The following is a 21,054-nucleotide window of genomic DNA, read 5'->3' on the forward strand; positions in this document are numbered from 1 at the left end:
ATTGCTATCTAGATAAATATAAATACCCGTCTAGTTTATGATCTTGAACATTGTTGTTTCCATCTAGAGATTTATACGTAATAATGTAAAAATAGGTTCCAGTTGGTAGTCCGTCAGATTGCTTAACAGTTGTTCTTCCTCGTGAAGTTCCATCAAAAGCATTTGTTGTATTGTTATAATTTGAAGTTTCAAAAACTAGAATTCCCCAGCGATTATATATTTCAACAGTATTGCCTGGATAACAAGTTAGTTCGTCAATATTATCAATTTTGAAGAAATCGTTCATGTTATCGCCATTAGGAGAGAAAGCATTATGCACTAACACATCACCACAAGCTAAGACTTTACAATCATCATTGATTTCCATGTTTAAAACTATGCTTCTTGGACAGTTTTGATCTGCTATTACATATTCAAAAACGTAATTGCCTAATGCTAAACCAAACGGATTAAGAATGCCTCCTTGTAACGCATTGGTATTGTTTCTATCTTGCCAAACTCCTGTTGTAGGGCTTCCTTCAGGAAGTAGGCTACTTAAGTTAACCAATGTTGAATCATCGTTACATGCTGTCGATCTGGTTTCAGTAACACCATTTGGAACTACTATAATAGTAATCGTTGCAGTGTCACAATTTTCAGAACTTAATTTATCGCAGATTCTATAGCTATAAGTATAAGTCCCGGCAGGTGTTAGACTGGATACATTTACGTTTCCAGAATTGTCAATAGTAATGTTTGGATCTGTTTTAGTATTGTTACCTTCTGTAAGAAGTGTAAAGTTTACTAATTCAAGTGATGCGCGAGTTATTCCTTTTACATCATTACTCAATACATTGCCTACTAATCCAAAAGAATTACATCCAATATTATTGAAGTTGTCATCATTCGCTACTACTGGAGTAGGTGGTGCTGGCGGATCAAGAACTACTACTGTTACAATTGCGGTATCACAATTTCCAAAATCGGCTTTTTCGCAGATTTGATAAGTCAAAGTGTATGTACCGCCTGGTGTGTTTGGTGCAACACTTATAGTTCCATCAGGATTAATAGATATTGAACCTTTTGGATCCGAAATAGTTGTGGTTAGTGTTACATCATTTATATTTACTGGGCTACCATTTAATGTATCGTTAGTTAAAACGTTGCCTACAGTAGTTTGCGTTGCACTTGCTGTTATTGGTGCAGGAGTATCATCATTAGCCACTATTGCAAATGTTGGTCTTGCAGTACAATAAGGATCTGCAGGTGGATAACTAATTGTAATAGTCTCACTTGGATTAACAGTGAAAGTTACATTGGTAGTTGGACGTAATTTTTCAAATCCATCTGCTCCTTCAATCCATCTGTTGTTTTCAAAAATCCAGCCTGGCCAATCGATTCCTTTTCCTTGCTCGTCTACAACCGCTCCTGGCCACAATACACGACCGCTTAATGGTAAATTGTTCATTGTTGTTACGACATTGTTGTTGCCGTCTGCCCAAGCAATGGTTACACCATTTACAGGAGTGAAGTTTACTGCTGTTACTACATAATCAATATATGGAACATCATTAACACATATTGAAGTTGCTGTAACGGTCATTACTGGAGCTTCAATTGTAATTGTAACTGTTGCAGTGTCGCAGTTGTCTGTTTGATCAGCTTCGCAAATTTGATATACCATTGTTAATGTTCCTACAGGAGCATTTGGTAGTACATCAACAGAACCATCAGGATTTAACTGTAAAAACTCGTTTGGTGTTACAGTTGTAATAATAACATCAGATGCAGTTATGGCATTTCCTTCTAAAGTATCATTTGGCAATACATTTAATACATTAGTTGTAGTATGGTTTACACCTGCAATTGGACCAGCATTATCATCGTTGGCAACAATATCTTTGTAATCTTTACAGCTTACACCAAAGTCGGCATCTAAATGAACCAAATCTTCTGGAGTTACCGTTACGATATAACCACTGTCTGTTGTTGTTGTACAAACGGTATGCAATTGCAATTTGCTTGTTTTAGCAGTTATGTTTTTTCCAGATATTGATGGAAGAACTTTTACTAAACCAGTTGCTCCTAAAGCAGCAGCCACGGCATCAAAGTTGGCATCTCTAACCAATTTGATTGTATAGTCTCCATAAGGATTTGCTGTCTCTGGACGATCTCTCCAGAATCCTTCGATACCTACTATAACTTCTTCATGATATCCGTTTGGACCATCGATTATTACATTGGCACTTAACGCATTTCCAAAACCTGCGGCATTTAATTCGCCATTGTTTTGTGGGCCAGTATAGCTTCCGTCTCCGTTAAGGTCAATCCATTCCCATTGGCTATAGTCAATAGAACCATTTGAATCTGGAATGTTTTTGGTCACAACTCCATCATTATTGGCATCGTACCATTCATCTTGAATTCCGTTATTGTTAAGATCATACCAAACATAATCTCCAAGAACTGGAAGGTTCGATTTTCCGTATTCAAAGTTATGAACTTGGAAAGCACATTCTTCAAGAGTAGTAAAGAACAGGCTTGAATCAACAGGATACAATTGATGTGCACTATTTAAATTAGCATCTTGAACTTGTACCAAATAACTTCCAGCAGGCATTCCTGTAAAGCTGTACATTCCATCAACACCAGTAATACGCATTTGTATTGGACCAGTAGTTGTTCCTTGCGGAATCAATGTCACAGGTACATTTGCAATTGGAGCGTTCGTATCTATATTTATGATTTGTCCAGATATTTTAACTCTATAATCTGGCTCTGTAATCACAACTGTTGCAGTTGCTGTACAAGTTTGGTTCTCACCATTTACTACAGAGGTTGCAGTAAGTGTATATGTTCCAGCTGGTAAATTAGTATTTCCAACGACCTCATTATTTTGATTTGTAATAACTACCGTAGCTCCAGGACTGCTAGTAACTGCTATCGAACCGTTGCTTTCTCCTTTACAGCTTACATTGGTAGCTATACCGCTCACAGAAACTTTATTTTCAACTGTAAAAGTTTGTACCAATTCAGTTTTATTTCCTGCACAATCTGTTAGCGTATAAGTTCTAGTTAAAATGTAAGATTCTCCATTACATCCAGTTCCTCCATTGTTAGTGTCGTTTACAGTAATATTTACCGTTCCACTACAGTTATCAGCCGCATCTTTTATGTCTTCTGGACTTCCTGCTGGAATGTCTGCCGCATTTTGCAGATTAGCAACATCTGCTGGTGCAGTACCTGTTGGAGGTGTTGTATCTCTTACTGTAATAATTTGAGTATAAGAAATTGAATTTCCTCCACAATCACTTGTTGACCAGTTACGAGTTAAGGTATATTCAGTACCGCATTCGTTTTTAATATCGCTTTTTGTTTCGCTGAAAACAATTGGCAAGTCTCCATTGCAATTATCAGAAGCTTCCATATTAAATGGCTCTGGAACTGCATCACAAGAAACTGTAATATCTGAAGGCAATTCGCCAACAAAAGCAGGTTTTGTAGTATCCTGAATTGTAATTGTCTGAGTGAAAGTTTCAGAAGTATTTCCGCAATCGTCTTTTACTGTCCAAGTGTTGGTGTAAGTTCCTGCATTTCCACAGTTTTCAGATGCTACAAACTGTCCGCTTACTTTAGTGATATTAGAAACATCAGTATCGCATAAGTCAGAAGCAATTGGGAATTGAGCCTGAGCAGCAGCAAGTCCTTCTGTGTCACTGCACTCTAAAGTTGCGTTTAAAGTGCCAGCTTGAGTAGTCCATGTTGGCGCAGTTGTATCTTGAATTGTAATTATCTGAGTAAAAGTTTCAGAAGTATTTCCACAATCGTCTTTTACTGTCCAAGTGTTGGTGTAAGTTCCAGCATTTCCACATCCTTCAGAAGCTACAAACTGTCCGCTTACTTTAGTGATATTAGAAACATCACTGTCACAAGTATCATTAGCTATTGGGAATAAAGATTGAGCAACAGCAAGTCCTTCTGTATCGCTACACTCTAAAGTTGCGTTTAAAGTACCAGCTTGAGTAGTCCATGTTGGCGCAGTTGTATCCTGAATTGTAATTATCTGAGTGAAAGTTTCAGAAGAATTTCCGCAATCGTCTTTTACAGTCCAAGTGTTGGTGTAAGTTCCTGCATTTCCACAGTTTTCAGATGCTACAAACTGTCCGCTTACTTTAGTGATATTAGAAACATCAGTATCGCATAAGTCAGAAGCAATTGGGAATTGAGCCTGAGCAGCAGCAAGTCCTTCTGTATCGCTGCACTCTAAAGTTGCGTTTAAAGTGCCAGCTTGAGTTGTCCATGTTGGCGCAGTTGTATCCTGAATTGTAATTATCTGAGTAAAAGTTTCAGAAGTATTTCCGCAATCGTCTTTTACAGTCCAAGTGTTAGTATACGTTCCTGCGTTTCCGCATCCTTCAGAAGCTACAAACTGTCCGCTTACTTTAGTGATATTAGAAACATCACTGTCACAAGTATCATTAGCTATTGGGAATAAAGATTGAGCATTTGCTAAAGCCTGTTCGTCACTGCATTCTATAGTTTTGTCTAAAGATGCGGCTTGAGTTGTCCAAGTTGGAGCAGAATTGTCTTGCACAATTATGGTTTGACTTACAGGAAGAGAAACATTTCCACAAGCATCTTTCGCAGTCCATGTTCTTGTTTTGGTATAAGTTCCAGCACAATTTCCTTCTGTAGTAGTATCTTCATAAGTCAATGAAGAGATCGTTCCACTGTCGTCAGTTGCTGTTGCTTGTGCAAAAACAGGTTCTGCTGGACAATTGATAGTAGAAACTTCAGGTAGTGGATCTATAACTGGTATAACAGAATCTCCATCGATAATAATTACAGTTTTTACGATAGTACATAAGTTAGCATCTTTAACCGTAACATTATAAGTTCCAGCTTTTAGTCCTGTAGCTGTAGCATCTGTCTGAACAGGATTAGTATCCCAAGAGTAAGTGTAAGGACTTGTTCCGCCAGATGGTATAACAGTTGCAGAACCTGTTGTTCCACCTCCACAAGCTACATTAACTTGCGTTGTTGTTGCGCTTAAAGCAGCTTGAGGCTGACCAATTGTTATTTCGCATGTTGTAGTATATCCTAATTTGTCAGTAACTTTTACAGAATGTAAACCTGCTGTTAAAGCAACTGCTTGTGCAGTTGTTTCATCATTATCCCAAAGGTAAGTATACTCTCCGTTACCGCCCACAGCTGTTACCGTCGCTTTACCAGTATTTCCTCCATAACATTTTACAGCGCTATCTTGCGAAATACTACATGAAAGTACATTAGGTTCTGTAATTAAAACAGTACATTCTGTAAAGCAGCCATTTGCATCCGTAACTTTTACGCTATGTGTTCCTGCATTTAAAGCTACTGCTTTAGGTGTATTTTCTCCATTATCCCATAAGTAAGTGTAAGTAGGAGTACCCCCAATTGGAGTTACAGTTGCCTCACCATTGCTTAAACCATTTGAAGTCACTGGTTTATTTTGTACAACAGAGCATGATAAAGCAGCACCTGGCTGTGTTATGGTTACAGAAAGAGGTGCAGTAGAACATCCGTTTGCATCTTTCACGGTTACAGTATAAGTTCCTGCAATAAGTCCGGTTCTGTCTTCAGGATCAGTGGTTCCTGCAAGATCGGCCCAATCGTAAGTATAAGGCGCTACACCTCCAGAAGCTGTTATGTTGATTACCCCTGTTGAAGAGCCAAAACACAATACATCAGTTTGAGAAGTTTTAGCCACGGCTACTGCTGAAGCAGGCTGTGTAATTGTAACGGCAAGAGGCGCTGCAGAACATCCGTTTGCGTCTTTCACGGTTAGGGTGTAAGTTCCTGCAGGCAATGCTGTTCTGTCTTCAGTATCATTAGTTCCCGCAAGATCAGCCCAATCGTAAGTATAAGGCGCTACACCTCCAGAAGCTGTTATGTTAATAGCTCCAGTTGATGATCCAAAGCATAATACGTCGGTTTGTGAAGTTTTAGCCACAGCTACTGCTGAAGCAGGCTGTGTAATTGTAACGGCAAGAGGCGCTGCAGAACATCCGTTTGCGTCTTTAACGGTTACGGTGTAAGTTCCTGCAATAAGTCTGGTTCTGTCTTCAGGATCAGTGGTTCCCGCAAGATCGGCCCAATCGTAAGTATAAGGCGCTACACCTCCAGAAGCTGTTATATTAATAGCTCCAGTTGAAGCTCCAAAACATAATACATCAGTTTGAGATGTTTTGGCAACGGTTACTGCTGAAGCAGGCTGTGTTATAGTAACGGCAAGAGGCGCGGCAGAACATCCGTTTGCATCTTTCACGGTTACAGTATAAGTTCCTGCAGGCAATGCTGTTCTGTCTTCAGTATCATTAGTTCCCGCAAGATCAGCCCAGTCGTAAGTATAAGGCGCTACACCTCCAGAAGCTGTTATATTTATTGCTCCTGTTGAAGCGCCAAAGCACAATACGTCGGTTTGTGAAGTTTTAGCCACAGCTACTGCTGAAGCAGGCTGTGTAATTGTAACGGCAAGAGGCGCTGCAGAACATCCGTTTGCATCTTTCATGGTTACGGTGTAAGTTCCTGCAATAAGTCCAGTTCTGTCTTCAGGATCAGTGGTTCCCGCAAGATCGGCCCAGTCGTAGGTATAAGGCGCTACACCTCCAGAAGCTGTTATGTTGATTGCTCCTGTTGAAGAGCCAAAGCACAATACATCAGTCTGGGAAGTTTTAGCCACAGCTACAGCTGAAGCAGGCTGTGTAATTGTAACGGCAAGAGGTGCGGCAGAACATCCGTTTGCATCTTTCACAGTTACAGTGTAAGTTCCTGCAATAAGTCCAGTTCTGTCTTCAGGATCAGTGATTCCTGCAAGATCAGACCAATCGTACGTATAAGGCGCAACACCTCCAGAAGCTGTTATGTTAATAGCTCCAGTTGAAGAGCCAAAGCACAATACATCAGTCTGAGACGTTTTAGCCACGGCTACTGCTGAAGAAGGCTGTGTAATGGTTACGGCAAGAGGAACTGCCGAACATCCGTTTGCATCTTTCACAGTTACGGTGTAAGTCCCTGCAGGCAATGCTGTTCTGTCTTCAGGATTATTGGTTCCCGCAATATCAGCCCAGTCGTACGTATAAGGAGCAACCCCTCCAGAAGCTGTTATGTTAATAGCTCCTGTTGAAGCACCAAAGCATAATACATCAGTCTGAGAAGTTTTAGCCACGGCTACTGCTGAAGCAGGCTGTGTAATTGTAACGGCAAGAGGCGCTGCAGAACATCCGTTTGCGTCTTTCACGGTTAGGGTGTAAGTTCCTGCAGGCAATGCTGTTCTATCTTCAGTATCATTAGTTCCCGCAAGATCAGCCCAATCGTAAGTATAAGGCGCTACACCTCCAGAAGCTGTTATGTTAATAGCTCCAGTTGATGATCCAAAGCATAATACGTCGGTTTGTGAAGTTTTAGCCACAGCTACTGCTGAAGCAGGCTGTGTAATTGTAACGGCAAGAGGCGCTGCAGAACATCCGTTTGCGTCTTTTACGGTTACTGTGTATGTTCCGGCAATAAGTCCAGTTCTGTCTTCAGGATCGGTTGTTCCTGTAAGATCTGCCCAGTCATAAGTATAAGGTCCGACACCTCCAGAGGCTGTTATATTAATAGCTCCAGTTGAAGCTCCAAAACATAATACATCAGTTTGAGATGTTTTGGCAACGGTTACTGCTGAAGCAGGCTGTGTTATAGTAACGGCAAGAGGCGCGGCAGAACATCCGTTTGCATCTTTCACGGTTACAGTATAAGTTCCTGCAGGCAATGCTGTTCTGTCTTCAGGATCAGTGGTTCCTGCAAGATCAGCCCAGTCGTAAGTATAAGGTGCTACACCTCCAGATGCTGTTATGTTGATTGCCCCTGTTGAAGAGCCAAAGCACAATACATCAGTTTGGGAAGTTTTAGCCACAGCTACTGCTGAACCTGATTGTGTGATTGTAACGGTAAGAGGCGCAGAAGTACATCCTTTAGAATCTTTTACGGTTACGGTATATGTTCCGGCAATAAGTCCAGTTCTGTCTTCAGGATCAGTTGTTCCTGTAAGATCTGCCCAGTCATAAGTATAAGGCGCTACACCTCCAGAGGCTGTTATATTAATAGCTCCAGTTGAAGCTCCAAAACACAATACATCAGTTTGAGACGTTTTGGCAACGGTTACTGCAGCGGCAGGTTGTGTAATTACAACGCCATTTATATTTGCAGAACATCCATTTGCATCAACAACTTTGATATTGTAAGTTCCAGCAGGTAAACTTTGTAAAGTATTTACGGTTGTTTCTCCGTTAATGTAATACTTAAACGGACCCGTTCCGTTTGTTACATTAATCTGAATTTTACCATCATTACCGCCAAAACAAGTAACATTGCTTGTTGTTCCTAGTGCAACAGTGTAGAATGGTGGCAAAACGATATTAGAAGTTACAAAGTCTCGATTGGCATACCACCAAGTATTGATGGTATTTAAATTTCCATATTGAGGCGAGCTATTATTATTGTCATTAAACCCATTCCATCTATGGCAATTGCTTGGAGGAGTACCATTTGGTGTACAGCCAGTAAGATTTACTTTGGCGTCAAAAGTACCTCCAGGATAAGTAATATTGCTGTCGTCCCAGTAGAATTTTAAAACATATCCAGATGGAGCCGCAGGTCTAACCGTTGTACAGGAGAAACCATATTGATTTTCTTCTACATCATATATCGGGAAATGGAAAGCAGCTTGTCCAAAAGTAACGACTATTGGTATTGAGGTGCCTTGTGCGATAGTGTTTCCTAAACCATCTTTTCCATTCCAAGGAACACTTACGGCATAAGGAGGAGCTCCCGATGCTGTAACTGTTTGGGTAGTTAATACATCTTTTGTGCCTGGAGTATAAATTCCATCTCCACCGTTAAAGTCAAGAAGTATTTCGATAGTTCCGCTTTTAAAAACACTAATGTTTATATTGCTTTCGCCAATACCGCAATTGGTAATTCCGTTAATTTGTATGTTACCGTTATAAGTTCCATTTTTCCATATATTAATATCAGGATCATTTAGGAAGACCTCATATTTTGGACTCATTTGCGTAGCATTCGGTGCATTATAAATACTTTTTTGATCATTAGCTGCATTTCCTGAATTTCCTGGGCCTGTATTATTAAAAGCCACATTGAAATACCAAGGTCTGAAACCAGCACCATTAAAATTGATTTTATTTACAAAACCGTTTTGAGTAACGGCCCCAGTTGTAGAACCGTTATCTGGAGCAAAAACATAAAAAGCGCCATTAAAGTCAGTATCAACATCATCCATAGCAAAAGCCCAGCGTTTTGAGTAAATACGTCCAGGAATTGATTTGTTTGAACTATTGGCAACTGTAATATCGTAATAGTTATAGTAAATTTCAGTACTGCTACCATCAGTTGAGCTCTCAAATTCGATATAGTAATCACCAGCAGGCATGCCATTTGGGTTAAAAACTATAGGAGTGTATCCAGCAGTAGTAACTCCGTCGATACCATTTGGACCATTTTGAGCTCTTGCAAGTTTTTGAGCCTCAGTACCTGATATGTTCGATGAGGTACCATCCAAAGTATAGTTTGCATATGCTACACTTCCATCAGGTCTTATGATTCTAAATCTAGAATTAATTTCAGTGCCAGTTGGACTTGATCTTCTAGCTCTGCTAAAACCTAAATATACTTTTTCGCTATTTGGGTTTTGAATTCGAATATACAATCGCTGTGCATCTGTCGAACCATATCTACCAAAACTTCCATAAGTGCTATTGTTTATCGCAAGTGAAGCCCTATGATTAATGTCAGGAGTTGTTTGTTTACTTCCTTCTCCAGCATAAACATTAAGAAACAAAATGCTTAATAGAAAACTTAGAAGGATTTTTATTCTTTTTTCGAAAGTAAAGTTTTTCATATTAAAATGTTTAATATTGATATAATATTTTAACTAACTGAAAACGATTTGCACCTACATAGAGTAGTAAAAAGCACTTAATGTTTTGGGAGTTGTTTTATTTTTCAGATCTAATACTGGCAAAGTAAATCCAATACCTTTTGTCTTTTTTGGGGGAATATAGGTATGAACAATAGTTTGGCTTTTGCTGTCCGGGCAAGTGGTAGAAGTTACTGTGACCGAAGTGCCGTTCCATTGATCGAGTGTAGAAATATCAGCCAAGCTTAGTTTTACATAAAACTCAGCCGTTTCTCCTGGAGAAAGTGTAAGTGTTTTATTCAGGGGAGAATAATTTTTGCTCTCCAGTCTATTGTTCATTAAAACATTGCTTTTTGTAGTACTGCCATCAGGGTTTTCTGGAAAATTTGAAAAGTTCTCAGCAGATAATTGATAAGTATCCGTATTACTTCCAGTATTTTTAACTTGCAGTAAAAACGAAACTTCAAAACCATTGTACTTTTGATAATTATCTCCGTCAATAGTTATTTCAGAATTACACGAACCAGCTTGCGAAAATGCAACTGAAGTAATTAATAAGCAAAGCAGATTAAAAATGTTTTTGCTAAAGATATTTTTCTTCGAGAAAAAAATAAACTTACAATTGCTTACAAATTTTACTGCTTTTTCAAGAGTAGATTTTGTTTTCATAACTTAAGATTTAGTTTTAAAGTATTTATGAAATTTTAACAGAATCAAAGTTATATTAGAGTTTTTCTATTATTATTTTTTTATCTATAACTAACCTAAAAACTCGTTGAAGTGTTGTTTTTTTGTCAAAAATTGACTCAAAAACGCTTTTTTTTAACTCTAAAAATTGAAATTTTTTCGTACATTTTTTTGATTTATTAGTTGAAAATGGTTTATTTGCAATAGTATAAATAGCTAATAATCAAATATTTAGTTAAAATATTACGAACTGTCACATTATCGACTAAATACTAATTTTATAGATGAAGTACATAAAATGTGATTTTTGGTTTTCTATAATTTTGTAATTGTTAACAGATTGCGAATTGTTTATTCTTGTTAAAATTTCGTTATAATGTTAACAGAAATAAAAAAAGGAGAAGGTTTAAAATTTCTTTTGTAAATTAGAACTTAATTAAAAATAGCCTGCAATTCAGGTTTTTAAATTCTGCTGTTTATGAAAAATCTTATTTTAATTCGTCATGCCAAATCTAGCTGGGAAGCACCATTAAAAGATTTTGATCGTCCGTTAATGAAAAGGGGAATTTTGGACGCGCATGATGTTTCATTAAATATTTCAGAGTATCTACCTAAAACATATATAATGTGGAGCAGTACAGCTGCGAGAGCCTCAGAAACTGCTTTAATTTTTGCGCAAAACATATCTTATCCTTTAGAAAGTATTATTTTTAGAGATGATTTATACACTTTTGATGAAAAACAACTCGAAAAAGTTATTAAATCGTGTGATAATAGTTTTGAAAGCGTTATTCTTTTCGGACATAACGAGGCTATTACAAATTTTGTTAATAAATTTGGGGATGTTTTTATAGAGAATGTTCCAACTTCGGGCTTCGTATCATTGCAATTTGATGCCGACAGTTGGGATACAATCCATAAGGGCAAAACACATAAAACTATTTTCCCCAAAGATTTAAAATAATTACAGTGTACGAACAGAAATATATCGATAGAGAAAAAAGCTGGTTAGCGTTTAATGCAAGAGTACTTCAAGAAGCTGCAGATAATACGGTGCCACTTTTAGACAGACTGCGTTTTGTTGGAATTTTTTCAAACAATTTAGACGAATTTTTTAGAGTTCGATACGCGGCCATTCGGCGATTAAGCCTCTCGGGTATTTCTGGCGAAAAATATTTAGGTGGTATTTCTGCTCATCAATTGATTAAAGATATTACCGAAATCGTAATTCAGCAACAATCTGAAAGTTTACGTATTCTCGGCAATATTGAAGCGGAGCTTGAGTCTGAGAATATTTTTATTATAAATGAAACACAGATTACACCAAAACAAGAGTGTTTCTTAAAAGATTTTTATAACCAAAAATTAAGCCCAGAGTTAGTAACCATCATTTTAAATGATCTAGCCGTTTTCCCTATTCTTAAAGACACTTTAGGCTATCTGGCTGTTCGTTTAGAATTGGCTAATGATGAGGTCCGCTATGCTTTAATAGAAATTCCAAAAACCATCAATAGGTTTGTTGTGCTTCCTTCTGAGGACGAAAAACAATATGTTATTTTAATTGATGATGTTATTCGTTTCAAACTGAAAAACATCTTTAATATATTTGATTATAAGAGTGTTTCTGCCCACATGATCAAAATTACCCGCGATGCACAATTAGATATAGATAGTGATTTGAGTAAAAGTATGCTCGAAAAAATTGCTTCTTCTGTAAAAGACCGTCGTATTGGAGAGCCTGTTCGTTTTATTTACGATAATTTAATTGAAGAAGATACGCTCCAGTTTTTCTTAGATAAAATGAAAATTGTAGAAACAGATAGTATAATTCCAGGAGGAAGATACCATAATCGTCGCGATTATATGAGTTTTCCAAACCTTGGCAGATACGATTTATTATACAAACCAAATGAACCTATGCCAGTTCCTGGTTTAAGTTTAGAAGGTAGTATTTTAGAAAAAATCAGTAAAAAAGACTATTTAGTTCATGCACCCTATCAGTCGTTTTCTTATTTGACCAAATTTTTGCGTGAAGCTGCTTTAGACCCAAAAGTTACAAGCATCAAAATAACCTTATATCGTTTAGCTAAAAATTCGCAAGTAATTAGTTCTCTAATAAATGCGGCTAAAAATGGCAAAAGAGTAGTAGTGCAAATCGAACTTCAGGCACGTTTTGATGAAGCTTCGAATATCTCTTATGCAGAACAAATGCAGACAGAAGGCATTGAACTTATTTTTGGTATTAAAGGATTAAAAGTTCACAGTAAAATTTGTGTAATCGAAAGATTAGAAGAAGGTAAAAACCGCCGTTACGGATTCATTTCAACTGGAAACTTCAACGAATCTACAGCCAAAATCTATACCGACGTAACGCTTTTAACTTGCCATCAAGGAATATTAAAAGACACCTCAAAAATATTTGAGTTTTTCGATATCAATTATAGAGTTCATAGATACAAGCATTTAATTGTTTCTCCTCATTATACAAGGACTAAATTTATAAAACTGATTGATCGTGAAATTCTACATGCTCTTGCGGGTAGAAAAACACACATCAAATTAAAAATGAATAGTTTATCCGATTTTAAAATGATCGATAAATTGTACGAAGCAAGTAATGCAGGAGTAAAAATCCAGCTTCAAGTAAGAGGGATTTGCTCTTTAATTCCAGGAATTCCAGGAATGAGTGAAAACATAGAAGCAATAAGCATTGTAGACAATTACTTGGAGCATTCGAGAGTTTACATTTTCGGAAACGCAGGTTTAACCGAAGTATACATTTCGTCTGCCGATTTTATGACTAGAAACCTTGACGGAAGAGTAGAGGTAACTTGTCCAATTTATGACCTAGAAATTAAGAAAGAATTGATTGATAACTTTAATATTGCGTGGAAAGGAAACGTAAAAGTAAGATATCATTCATACAAATTAGATAATAAATATAAGCCGAAAAATCATCATGCCCCATTTAGAGCACAATTTGAAACCTATAAATATTATCAGAATAAAGTAGCCATATTAGAAGAGGTTCCTCAAAAAGTAAATTAATAATAAATACCAATTTTCAAATCATAAAGTGAGCATGATTAATATTAGGAAGTTTGCAGCGATAGATATCGGTTCGAATGCCATGAGGCTTTTGATCGCTAACGTTGTGGAACAAGAAGGCAAAGAACCGCAGTTTAACAAAAGTTCCCTTGTTCGTGTACCAATTCGTTTAGGACAAGATGCCTTTACAGTTGGAGAAATTTCACCAGAAAATATAGATCGAATGATTGATGCCATGAAAGCATTCAACCTTTTGATGAAAGTACATAAAGTAGAGCGTTATATGGCATTTGCAACTTCTGCAATGCGCGAAGCCTATAATGCCAAAGAAGTGGTGGCTTTAATTAAGAAAAAAGCCGACATTAAAATCGAGATAATCGACGGTAAAAAAGAAGCCGCAATTATTGCTTCTACAGATTTGCATCATTTAATTAAATCGGACGAAACCTATCTTTTTGTGGATGTTGGAGGTGGAAGTACCGAGTTTACCTTATTCTCTGACGGAAAAATGATTACTTCAAGATCTTTCAAAGCGGGAACTGTTCGTTTACTGAATAATATGGTTCATGATTCAGTTTGGGATGAGATCGAAAAATGGATTAAAACCAATACAGCCGATTACGATGAAGTAACGCTGATAGGTTCTGGAGGAAACATCAATAAATTGTTTAAAATGTCTGGAAAACAGCAGGAAAAACCGCTTTCGTACATTTATGTTAACTCGCAGTATGCATTTTTAAATTCGTTGACTTACGAACAGAGAATCGCCGAATTAGGTCTGAATTCTGACCGTGCCGACGTAATTATCCATGCCACTCGTATCTATCTGAACGCGATGAAATGGAGTGGTGCACGCCAGATTTATGTGCCTAAAATCGGACTTTCTGATGGTATCGTAAAAGCAATGTACTACGGTAAAATTTAATACTATTTTTTTAATGAATAAAGGCAGACTAGAAGCTTTTAGTGATGGCGTTTTGGCAATCATTATTACGATTATGATTTTGGAAATTAAAGCGCCAGAAGGACATCAATTTGCAGATTTAAAACCGCTTATACCGAAGTTTTTAAGTTATATTTTGAGCTTTATTTATGTTGGGATATATTGGAATAATCACCACTATTTGCTTCATGGATTATTAAGGGTAAACGGAAAAATCTTATGGAGCAATCTGCACTTTTTGTTTTGGCTTTCTTTAATCCCAGTTTCTACCGCTTGGATGGGAGAACATAATTTTGAAAAGGCTGCAATGACAATGTATGGCGTTGTGCTGCTTCTTTCTGCAATCTCCTACATTATTTTGCAATATACCATTATGTGCAGCGAAGGAAAAAATTCTGCTTTAAGAAGAGTACTTAAAAAAGATTATAAAGGAAAAATATCCTTAGTTTTATACGTAATCGGAATTGTTACTGCATTTTACAATCAGTGGATTTCTGGAGCCGCTTACTTTACAGTTGCAATGTTATGGCTTATTCCAGACAAAAGAATCGAGAATATTTTTGCTTCAAATGAATAATTTATGAAATCTGTTTTTCAGTCCATTCAAGATTTCTCTGCTGACGAATTAAGTCTTTTAGACGATTTAATTACATTTCGCACATTGAAAAAAGGGGAACTTTTATTGACTGAAAATCAGGTTTGCAATGAAATAGTTTTTATTGAAAAAGGAATTCTGCGTTCCTTTTTTGTCAATCATAAAGGAGACGAAATTACCAATTGTTTTGCTTTCGAAAATGAGTTTATGGCTTCTTTCGCCAGTTTTATTACCGAAGAAAAAGCAGAGGAAAATATTCAGGCTTTAACCGATACAGAATTGCAAATTCTAGACCGAAAAGCTTTAGAAAAACTCTATCAATCAGGATTCAATTGGCAAGAAACGGGCAGAAAATTAACCGAATTAGAATTTGTAAACCTGCATAAAAGAATGATTTCTTTTCAGAAATTATCTGGAGCACAGCGTTACGAAGAACTTCGCCAGAATCATCAAAAGTATATTCAATTAATTCCGTTGCAATATTTAGCTTCTTATTTAGGAATTACACCAAGACATTTAAGCAGAATTAGAAAAGCTGTTTTATAAACTTTGAATTTTGTTTCACGCAGATTTAAAATGATCTAAGCAGATTTTTTTTATTTCTATTTATTCTGATATTAAAATCTGCGCAAATCTTGACAGTCTTCAAAATCTCCTTTATCTGCAAAATCTGCGTGAAAAAAAAGAATAGGACATTTGTCCAGTAAAATAAAGTATACTAGTAGTATTTTTGATAAAACATTTTCAGATGAAAAAAATACTAATAATAAACGGACACCCAAATGCCGAAAGCTTCAATTTCGGAATAGCCGAATCGTATCAAAAAGGTGCAATTGCTTCTGGTGCGCAAGTAGAAGCCATCACAATTGCCAATTTAAACTTCAATCCAAATCTGAAATTCGGTTATCAAAAACGAACCGATTTAGAACCGGATTTATTGGAATCTTGGGAGAAAATAAAAAGAGCAGATCATCTAGTTTGGATTCATCCCGTTTGGTGGGGCGGGCTTCCAGCGATAACGAAAGGATTTATCGATCGTTTGTTTTTGCCTGGAATGGCTTTTCAATACCGCGAAAATTCAGTTTGGTGGGATAAATTATTAAAAGGCAAAACAGCTCACATCATTACGACCCTAGATCAGCCAAGCTGGTATTATCGTTTCTTTTTTGGAAGACCAAGTGTTAATCAATTAAAAAAATCAACTTTAGAATTCTGCGGTGTAAAACCAGTTAAAGTAAGCTACATCGGAATTATAAAAGGTTCTAAGGAAGAACAAAAAAAAAAATGGCTAGATAAAGTCTACAATTTCGGACTAAAAAATAGATAGTTTTTTATTTGCTGCGACTCGAGCGATAGCGAATGGGCAAAGCAAATTCAATAAATTATTAAACAGTTTTAAGAAAGAAAAAAAATTCGTGAAAATTCGAGAAATTCGTGGCCAACAAAAAAATTAATCCTTCAAATCTAATCCAAATGTTGAACGCAAAAGCTCGATGTTTGGATTGATTTCTAAGAAACGATTATAACGATCCTGGTTGTTGTAAGTTCGTTTCATTTCAGCCTGTTCATTTACAATTACTTCAATAGTAATATCGTGATTGTGTAAATGGCCTTTTAAATGCCCTAATAAAGCGTTCATTTGACTTTCAAATTCTAGTTTTGAACCTTCGTTTGGCAATTCATAAGAAATTGTTGTACCGTTCAAAACAGGATCACTAATCAATAGAATCGATTCCATGATTTTAAGCCCTTTTTGACCTAAGCGTTCCGCATATTTGTTCCAATGAAGACGCATATCGGTTTCGTTAAACTCTTCAGTTGGTAAAACAGAAGATGGTTTAACGTAAGATTTCGTGCTAGCCTCCAATTCTTTTTTCTTGCGGATACTGGCAAGAGAAAAAGCAGAAACCTTAGGAGCGCCGCTTGTATCTGCTTTTGGAACTTCTGGAGTTTGAACTTTTGGAGTCTCAACAGGAATTTGTGCTGTATTTGCAATATTTACAGCAACAGGAGTATCATTGCTATTTGAATTAGCATTGACATTATTTTTTTCTTCCGAACTTGGAGTTTGGGGTTTTACACTTGAAACTTCAACTATAGAATAACCTCCGTTTTTAAAGTAAACGGGTGGAATTATGAATTGCTCAGCTTTTTTTTTTCTCCATCAAAGTTGATAGAGGCCAATTGCATCAAGCATAATTCAACTAAAAGTCGTTGATTCTGACTTAATTTATATTTTAAATCGCAATCATTTGCAATGTCAATTCCTTTTAATAAAAATTCCTGAGAACATTTCTGCGATTGAGTCGCATACATTTGCTGCGCTTGTTCTCCAACTTCTAATAAAGCAATAGTCGAAGGTGTTTTGCTTACTAATAAATCTCTAAAATGTGAAGCCAAACCAGCAATAAAATGATGCCCGTCAAAACCTTTAGCTAGAATGTCGTTGTAAGCCAATAAAAGCTTCGGAATTTCATTTTCTAAAAGTAAATCGGTAATCGAAATGTAAGTTTCGTAATCTAAAACGTTTAGATTTTCAGTTACAGCCTGACGTGTTAAATTTGTTCCGCAATACGAAACTACACGGTCAAAAATAGACAAAGCATCACGCATTGCACCATCTGCTTTTTGAGCAATAATATGCAGTGCATCATCTTCAAAAACGATTCCTTGACTTTCAGCAACATCTGCCAAATGTTCTTTAGCATCTTTTACTGTAATTCTTTTAAAATCAAAAATCTGACAACGAGATAAAATCGTTGGAAGAATTTTGTGTTTTTCTGTTGTTGCTAAAATAAAAATAGCATGTTTTGGCGGTTCTTCCAATGTTTTAAGGAAAGCATTAAAAGCAGCCGAAGACAACATATGGACCTCGTCAATGATGTATACTTTGTATTGTCCAGTCTGAGGCGGGATTCGAACCTGATCGATAAGGCTACGAATATCATCAACCGAGTTGTTTGAAGCAGCATCTAGCTCAAAAACGTTAAATGCAAAATCTTCGGTAGGATCATCATATCCAGGCTGATTTATTTTTCTAGCCAAGATACGGGCGCAGGTAGTTTTACCAACTCCACGTGGTCCTGTAAATAAAAGAGCAGAAGCTAAGTGATTGGTTTCTATAGCATTCAACAAAGTGTTGGTAATGGCTTTTTGCCCCACAACATCCTTAAAGGTCTGCGGGCGATATTTACGTGCCGATACTACAAATTGTTCCATATTCTTTTTTATTCGATAGCAAATATATGACTTTTGTTTCGTTGTTTAAAACCGATTTTAGTTATTTGGCGAAATTCTTTTTCTTCAAAATAACAAAGAGTAAACTCAGAAATAATACGATGTTGACAATCAAAGAAATGATAATATATTGACTGTAAGTTTCCAATTTTGTTTCTGTTCTTTCTTTATCAGAAATTTCTTTTTGAGCATTTTTATAGGCGCGCAACTTTTCTAATTGATAAATCCAATCTTGTAAATTTCGATTTTCAAATTTCAGATCCCAAACATAAAAAGACAGTGATTTTATTTGATCATCTATCTTTTGAGAGATTTTGATTTCTGGAGGAGGAGGCATGGAGTCACTTCCGTAAGGTCTAAATCCAGTACTTGGAGAGCAACCGCTCACTTCGATAGTTTTATCGTCATTAAAATTTGCATATACAATCCAAAGCTGTTTTACAGATGGAACATTAGAACAGTTGCCAGAGTATTTTTGAGTAATGAACTGAGAATTGTATTGTCCTTTAAAGAGTTCTATGATTCTAAAAGTATAAATTTCCTTTATTGAATCTACTTTTATAACTTCTCCGTAAAACACAATTTCATATTTTAATCCTATTTCTACCATGCTCTCTCGGTCAATTGGCTTACAATCACAAGAAAAAGCATAATTGGCAATCAATAAAATTGTAAAAAGTAATCGATATTTCAATTTCATAAAAGAAAAATTTTAATACAATAATAATGATTTTTAACTACATTATTTTGTATTTAAAAAAGTGCTATTTTCGTGTTAATTAATATAATATATTATAGCATATGGGAATATTTGATTTTTTATGGAAAAAGAATTCTGGAATTGAAGAATCTAAATTTAATTCATCTCAGTTTCAACATGAAGTTTGTGCTTTAGCACTAGCTGAACTTGAAGGGAATGGATTAAATCCTGATGCAGCAATATATGAATTAGAAAAATTAGGTTTGAGTAATGAACAAATCAAATATGTTTTAGATAAGGTTAATATATTTCTAGAAAAAGAAAAAGAGAGCAATAATGGGGTTTATGGCAATATAAATGAATTAAAGTCACAAGAAACTGATTTTCAGAAAGCCCTTGATTCGGGAGCTATTTCTGAAATTAAAATCATTCCTAATCCTGATCATGTGAGAGAAAGTACAGATTCTGATCAAGTGGATAAATATATAGGTTTTGGTGCTTATCAAATGGATAGAGGTGACTTCGATAATGCTTTGGAACTTTTTGATAAAGCCCTTGAGCTTGATGAAAAGGCTACGTTAGCTTATGCTAATAAAGGGACTTTGTATGCAAGAAAAAATGATAACGAAAAAGCAATATATTTTTATAACAGAGCATTAGAAATAGAGCCAGATAATCTTCAGATTTTAGAAAATAAAATGGATTTGTTATTCGAAATGATGAGCGAATCTAATGAATCTGAATTTATTGAGACAGTAAAAACTATTCTTAAAAATGATGAAACTAATCCGAATGCTTTAATTTTTGTAATCCAATTTTATTCGAAAAATAATGAAATGGAAAAGGCATTGATTGATTTAAAGAAATTGTTTTCAATATACCACAAAGAGCATGTCGTAATTGATCTTTTACTTAGTACTTTTCATAAACTTTCTAAAGAAAGAGCTTTATCTGAGTTTATGAATTTCAGAAAAGACTTTGATGAGCAGGCAAGATATCAACTTGATTACTGTAGGGGTTTGTATTTGAAAGGATTAGGCGATTTTGACGAAGCTATTACTCAGTTTGAGGAAATAAATAAAATTCATGAGTTTTCATGGAATTATTATCAAATAGCTATCATGAAGAATAGGCAAGATAAAATTCAAGAATGTTTAAGATATCTGAAAACTACTTTTGAATTAGAACCAGGATTAAAAAATGACGCAAAGCAATATCCAGAACTTCAAAATTTGTGGTTAAATCAAGAATTTATAGAGTTAACGAAGTAAAAGATGGTTGGCTTTGAAAATAATAAATGTAATGTGAATAGATCATGAGAAAGTACTTTCTACTATTATTTTTACTTACAGCATTTGCCATAAAAGCACAAAAAGCAACTCAAACAAGTCCTGTTTTTCAATTGCGTATCTATGAAATTTTTGAAAGCAATAAAAAAGAATTTCATGAGCGTTTTCGGGACCATGCCATGCGCATTATGAAGAAATACAACTTTAAGATTATTTCGATCTACGAATCAAAATCAGATAAAAAAACGGAGTTTGTATATTTTCTAGAATGGCCAAATGAAGCCACAATGAAAAAAGCTTGGGAAGATTTTAGAAAAGATCAGGAATGGATTGATGTCAAAAAGATGTACACTGAAAAATATGGTGATGTTGTGGGGAATATTGAAGATCGGGTTTTGGCTAAGCTTAATTATTCGCCTAATTGAAGTTTTGGTTATAAAGTTTGGGCAAAGTATGTATTAAGAGATTTATCTTAATTGCTTGTAATTGTTTGATAAAAAGCTAGTTGTGTTTTATGAAATCATAGAAGTTTTGAATTGTAAGATTCAAAACTTTTTTTATTAGCTAATTTTAAGAAATCAATAATATTTAAAAATGTAAGATTATTTTGTAATATGT

The 21,054-nt window shown here is 35.8% G+C and carries 13 protein-coding genes; 8 read left to right on the plus strand and 5 right to left on the minus strand.

Features of this window, described 5'->3' with window-relative positions:
• Positions 1-4: 4 nt before the first annotated feature.
• Positions 5-9,919, minus strand: a complete 9,915-nt coding sequence (locus tag BSF41_RS16210; RefSeq protein WP_095930540.1) for a gliding motility-associated C-terminal domain-containing protein — start codon at positions 9,917-9,919, stop codon at positions 5-7.
• Between the two features lie 54 nt (positions 9,920-9,973).
• Positions 9,974-10,606: a hypothetical protein gene (locus BSF41_RS16215; RefSeq protein WP_095930541.1), complete on the minus strand. Its 633-nt coding sequence runs from the start codon at positions 10,604-10,606 to the stop codon at positions 9,974-9,976.
• Between the two features lie 496 nt (positions 10,607-11,102).
• Between BSF41_RS16215 and BSF41_RS16220 the strand changes: the two genes are divergently transcribed.
• The 6 genes from BSF41_RS16220 to BSF41_RS16245 all read left to right on the plus strand — a co-directional run bounded on the left by BSF41_RS16220 (position 11,103) and on the right by BSF41_RS16245 (position 16,537).
• Positions 11,103-11,588: a histidine phosphatase family protein gene (locus BSF41_RS16220; protein WP_095930542.1), complete on the plus strand. Its 486-nt coding sequence runs from the start codon at positions 11,103-11,105 to the stop codon at positions 11,586-11,588.
• Between the two features lie 5 nt (positions 11,589-11,593).
• Positions 11,594-13,672 (plus strand): polyphosphate kinase 1, encoded by a 2,079-nt coding sequence (ppk1, locus tag BSF41_RS16225; protein ID WP_172426925.1) that lies wholly within the window; start codon positions 11,594-11,596, stop codon positions 13,670-13,672.
• A gap of 34 nt (positions 13,673-13,706) precedes the next feature.
• Positions 13,707-14,597, plus strand: a complete 891-nt coding sequence (locus BSF41_RS16230) for a Ppx/GppA phosphatase family protein (RefSeq protein ID WP_095930544.1) — start codon at positions 13,707-13,709, stop codon at positions 14,595-14,597.
• 13 nt (positions 14,598-14,610) lie between these two features.
• Entirely contained in the window at positions 14,611-15,192 is a 582-nt protein-coding gene (locus tag BSF41_RS16235; RefSeq protein ID WP_095930545.1) for a TMEM175 family protein, read from the plus strand.
• A 3-nt stretch (positions 15,193-15,195) separates the two neighbouring features.
• Positions 15,196-15,756, plus strand: a complete 561-nt coding sequence (locus tag BSF41_RS16240; protein ID WP_095930546.1) for a Crp/Fnr family transcriptional regulator — start codon at positions 15,196-15,198, stop codon at positions 15,754-15,756.
• 202 nt (positions 15,757-15,958) lie between these two features.
• A complete protein-coding gene (locus tag BSF41_RS16245; RefSeq protein ID WP_095930547.1) occupies positions 15,959-16,537 on the plus strand; it encodes an NAD(P)H-dependent oxidoreductase in 579 nt (192 codons plus the stop codon).
• Between the two features lie 123 nt (positions 16,538-16,660).
• Here BSF41_RS16245 and BSF41_RS16250 read toward each other — a convergent pair whose 3' ends face one another.
• The 3 genes from BSF41_RS16250 to BSF41_RS16260 form a co-directional block, all read right to left on the minus strand.
• On the minus strand, positions 16,661-17,077 hold the full coding sequence (locus BSF41_RS16250; protein ID WP_095930548.1) for a DNA polymerase III subunit gamma/tau: 417 nt from the start codon (positions 17,075-17,077) through the stop codon (positions 16,661-16,663).
• Between the two features lie 266 nt (positions 17,078-17,343).
• Positions 17,344-18,429 carry a DNA polymerase III subunit gamma/tau gene (dnaX, locus tag BSF41_RS16255; protein WP_095930549.1) on the minus strand — a complete coding sequence of 362 codons (1,086 nt, stop codon included), beginning with the start codon at positions 18,427-18,429 and terminating at the stop codon, positions 17,344-17,346.
• Positions 18,430-18,490: 61 nt separating this feature from the next.
• A complete protein-coding gene (locus tag BSF41_RS16260) occupies positions 18,491-19,147 on the minus strand; it encodes a hypothetical protein (protein WP_095930550.1) in 657 nt (218 codons plus the stop codon).
• 101 nt (positions 19,148-19,248) lie between these two features.
• Here BSF41_RS16260 and BSF41_RS16265 point away from each other — a divergent pair, with 101 nt between their 5' ends.
• Positions 19,249-20,418: a lipopolysaccharide assembly protein LapB gene (locus BSF41_RS16265; RefSeq protein ID WP_095930551.1), complete on the plus strand. Its 1,170-nt coding sequence runs from the start codon at positions 19,249-19,251 to the stop codon at positions 20,416-20,418.
• 44 nt (positions 20,419-20,462) lie between these two features.
• A complete protein-coding gene (locus tag BSF41_RS16270; RefSeq protein WP_095930552.1) occupies positions 20,463-20,861 on the plus strand; it encodes an NIPSNAP family protein in 399 nt (132 codons plus the stop codon).
• Positions 20,862-21,054: the final 193 nt, after the last annotated feature.

It is taken from the genome of Flavobacterium sp. ACN2, from assembly GCF_002303885.1.
Classification (GTDB): domain Bacteria; phylum Bacteroidota; class Bacteroidia; order Flavobacteriales; family Flavobacteriaceae; genus Flavobacterium.

Excerpts from the sequence above, each read along its gene's own strand:
- BSF41_RS16220 (WP_095930542.1), top strand. The coding sequence starts at position 11,103 with ATGAAAAATCTTATTTTAATTCGTCATGCCAAATCTAGCTGGGAAGCA.
- BSF41_RS16235 (WP_095930545.1), top strand. The coding sequence starts at position 14,611 with ATGAATAAAGGCAGACTAGAAGCTTTTAGTGATGGCGTTTTGGCAATC.
- BSF41_RS16265 (WP_095930551.1), top strand. The coding sequence starts at position 19,249 with ATGGGAATATTTGATTTTTTATGGAAAAAGAATTCTGGAATTGAAGAA.
- BSF41_RS16260 (WP_095930550.1), bottom strand. The coding sequence starts at position 19,147 with ATGAAATTGAAATATCGATTACTTTTTACAATTTTATTGATTGCCAAT.
- BSF41_RS16210 (WP_095930540.1), bottom strand. The coding sequence starts at position 9,919 with ATGAAAAACTTTACTTTCGAAAAAAGAATAAAAATCCTTCTAAGTTTT.
- BSF41_RS16245 (WP_095930547.1), top strand. The coding sequence starts at position 15,959 with ATGAAAAAAATACTAATAATAAACGGACACCCAAATGCCGAAAGCTTC.
- BSF41_RS16230 (WP_095930544.1), top strand. The coding sequence starts at position 13,707 with ATGATTAATATTAGGAAGTTTGCAGCGATAGATATCGGTTCGAATGCC.
- BSF41_RS16240 (WP_095930546.1), top strand. The coding sequence starts at position 15,196 with ATGAAATCTGTTTTTCAGTCCATTCAAGATTTCTCTGCTGACGAATTA.
- dnaX (WP_095930549.1), bottom strand. The coding sequence starts at position 18,429 with ATGGAACAATTTGTAGTATCGGCACGTAAATATCGCCCGCAGACCTTT.
- BSF41_RS16215 (WP_095930541.1), bottom strand. The coding sequence starts at position 10,606 with ATGAAAACAAAATCTACTCTTGAAAAAGCAGTAAAATTTGTAAGCAAT.
- BSF41_RS16270 (WP_095930552.1), top strand. The coding sequence starts at position 20,463 with ATGAGAAAGTACTTTCTACTATTATTTTTACTTACAGCATTTGCCATA.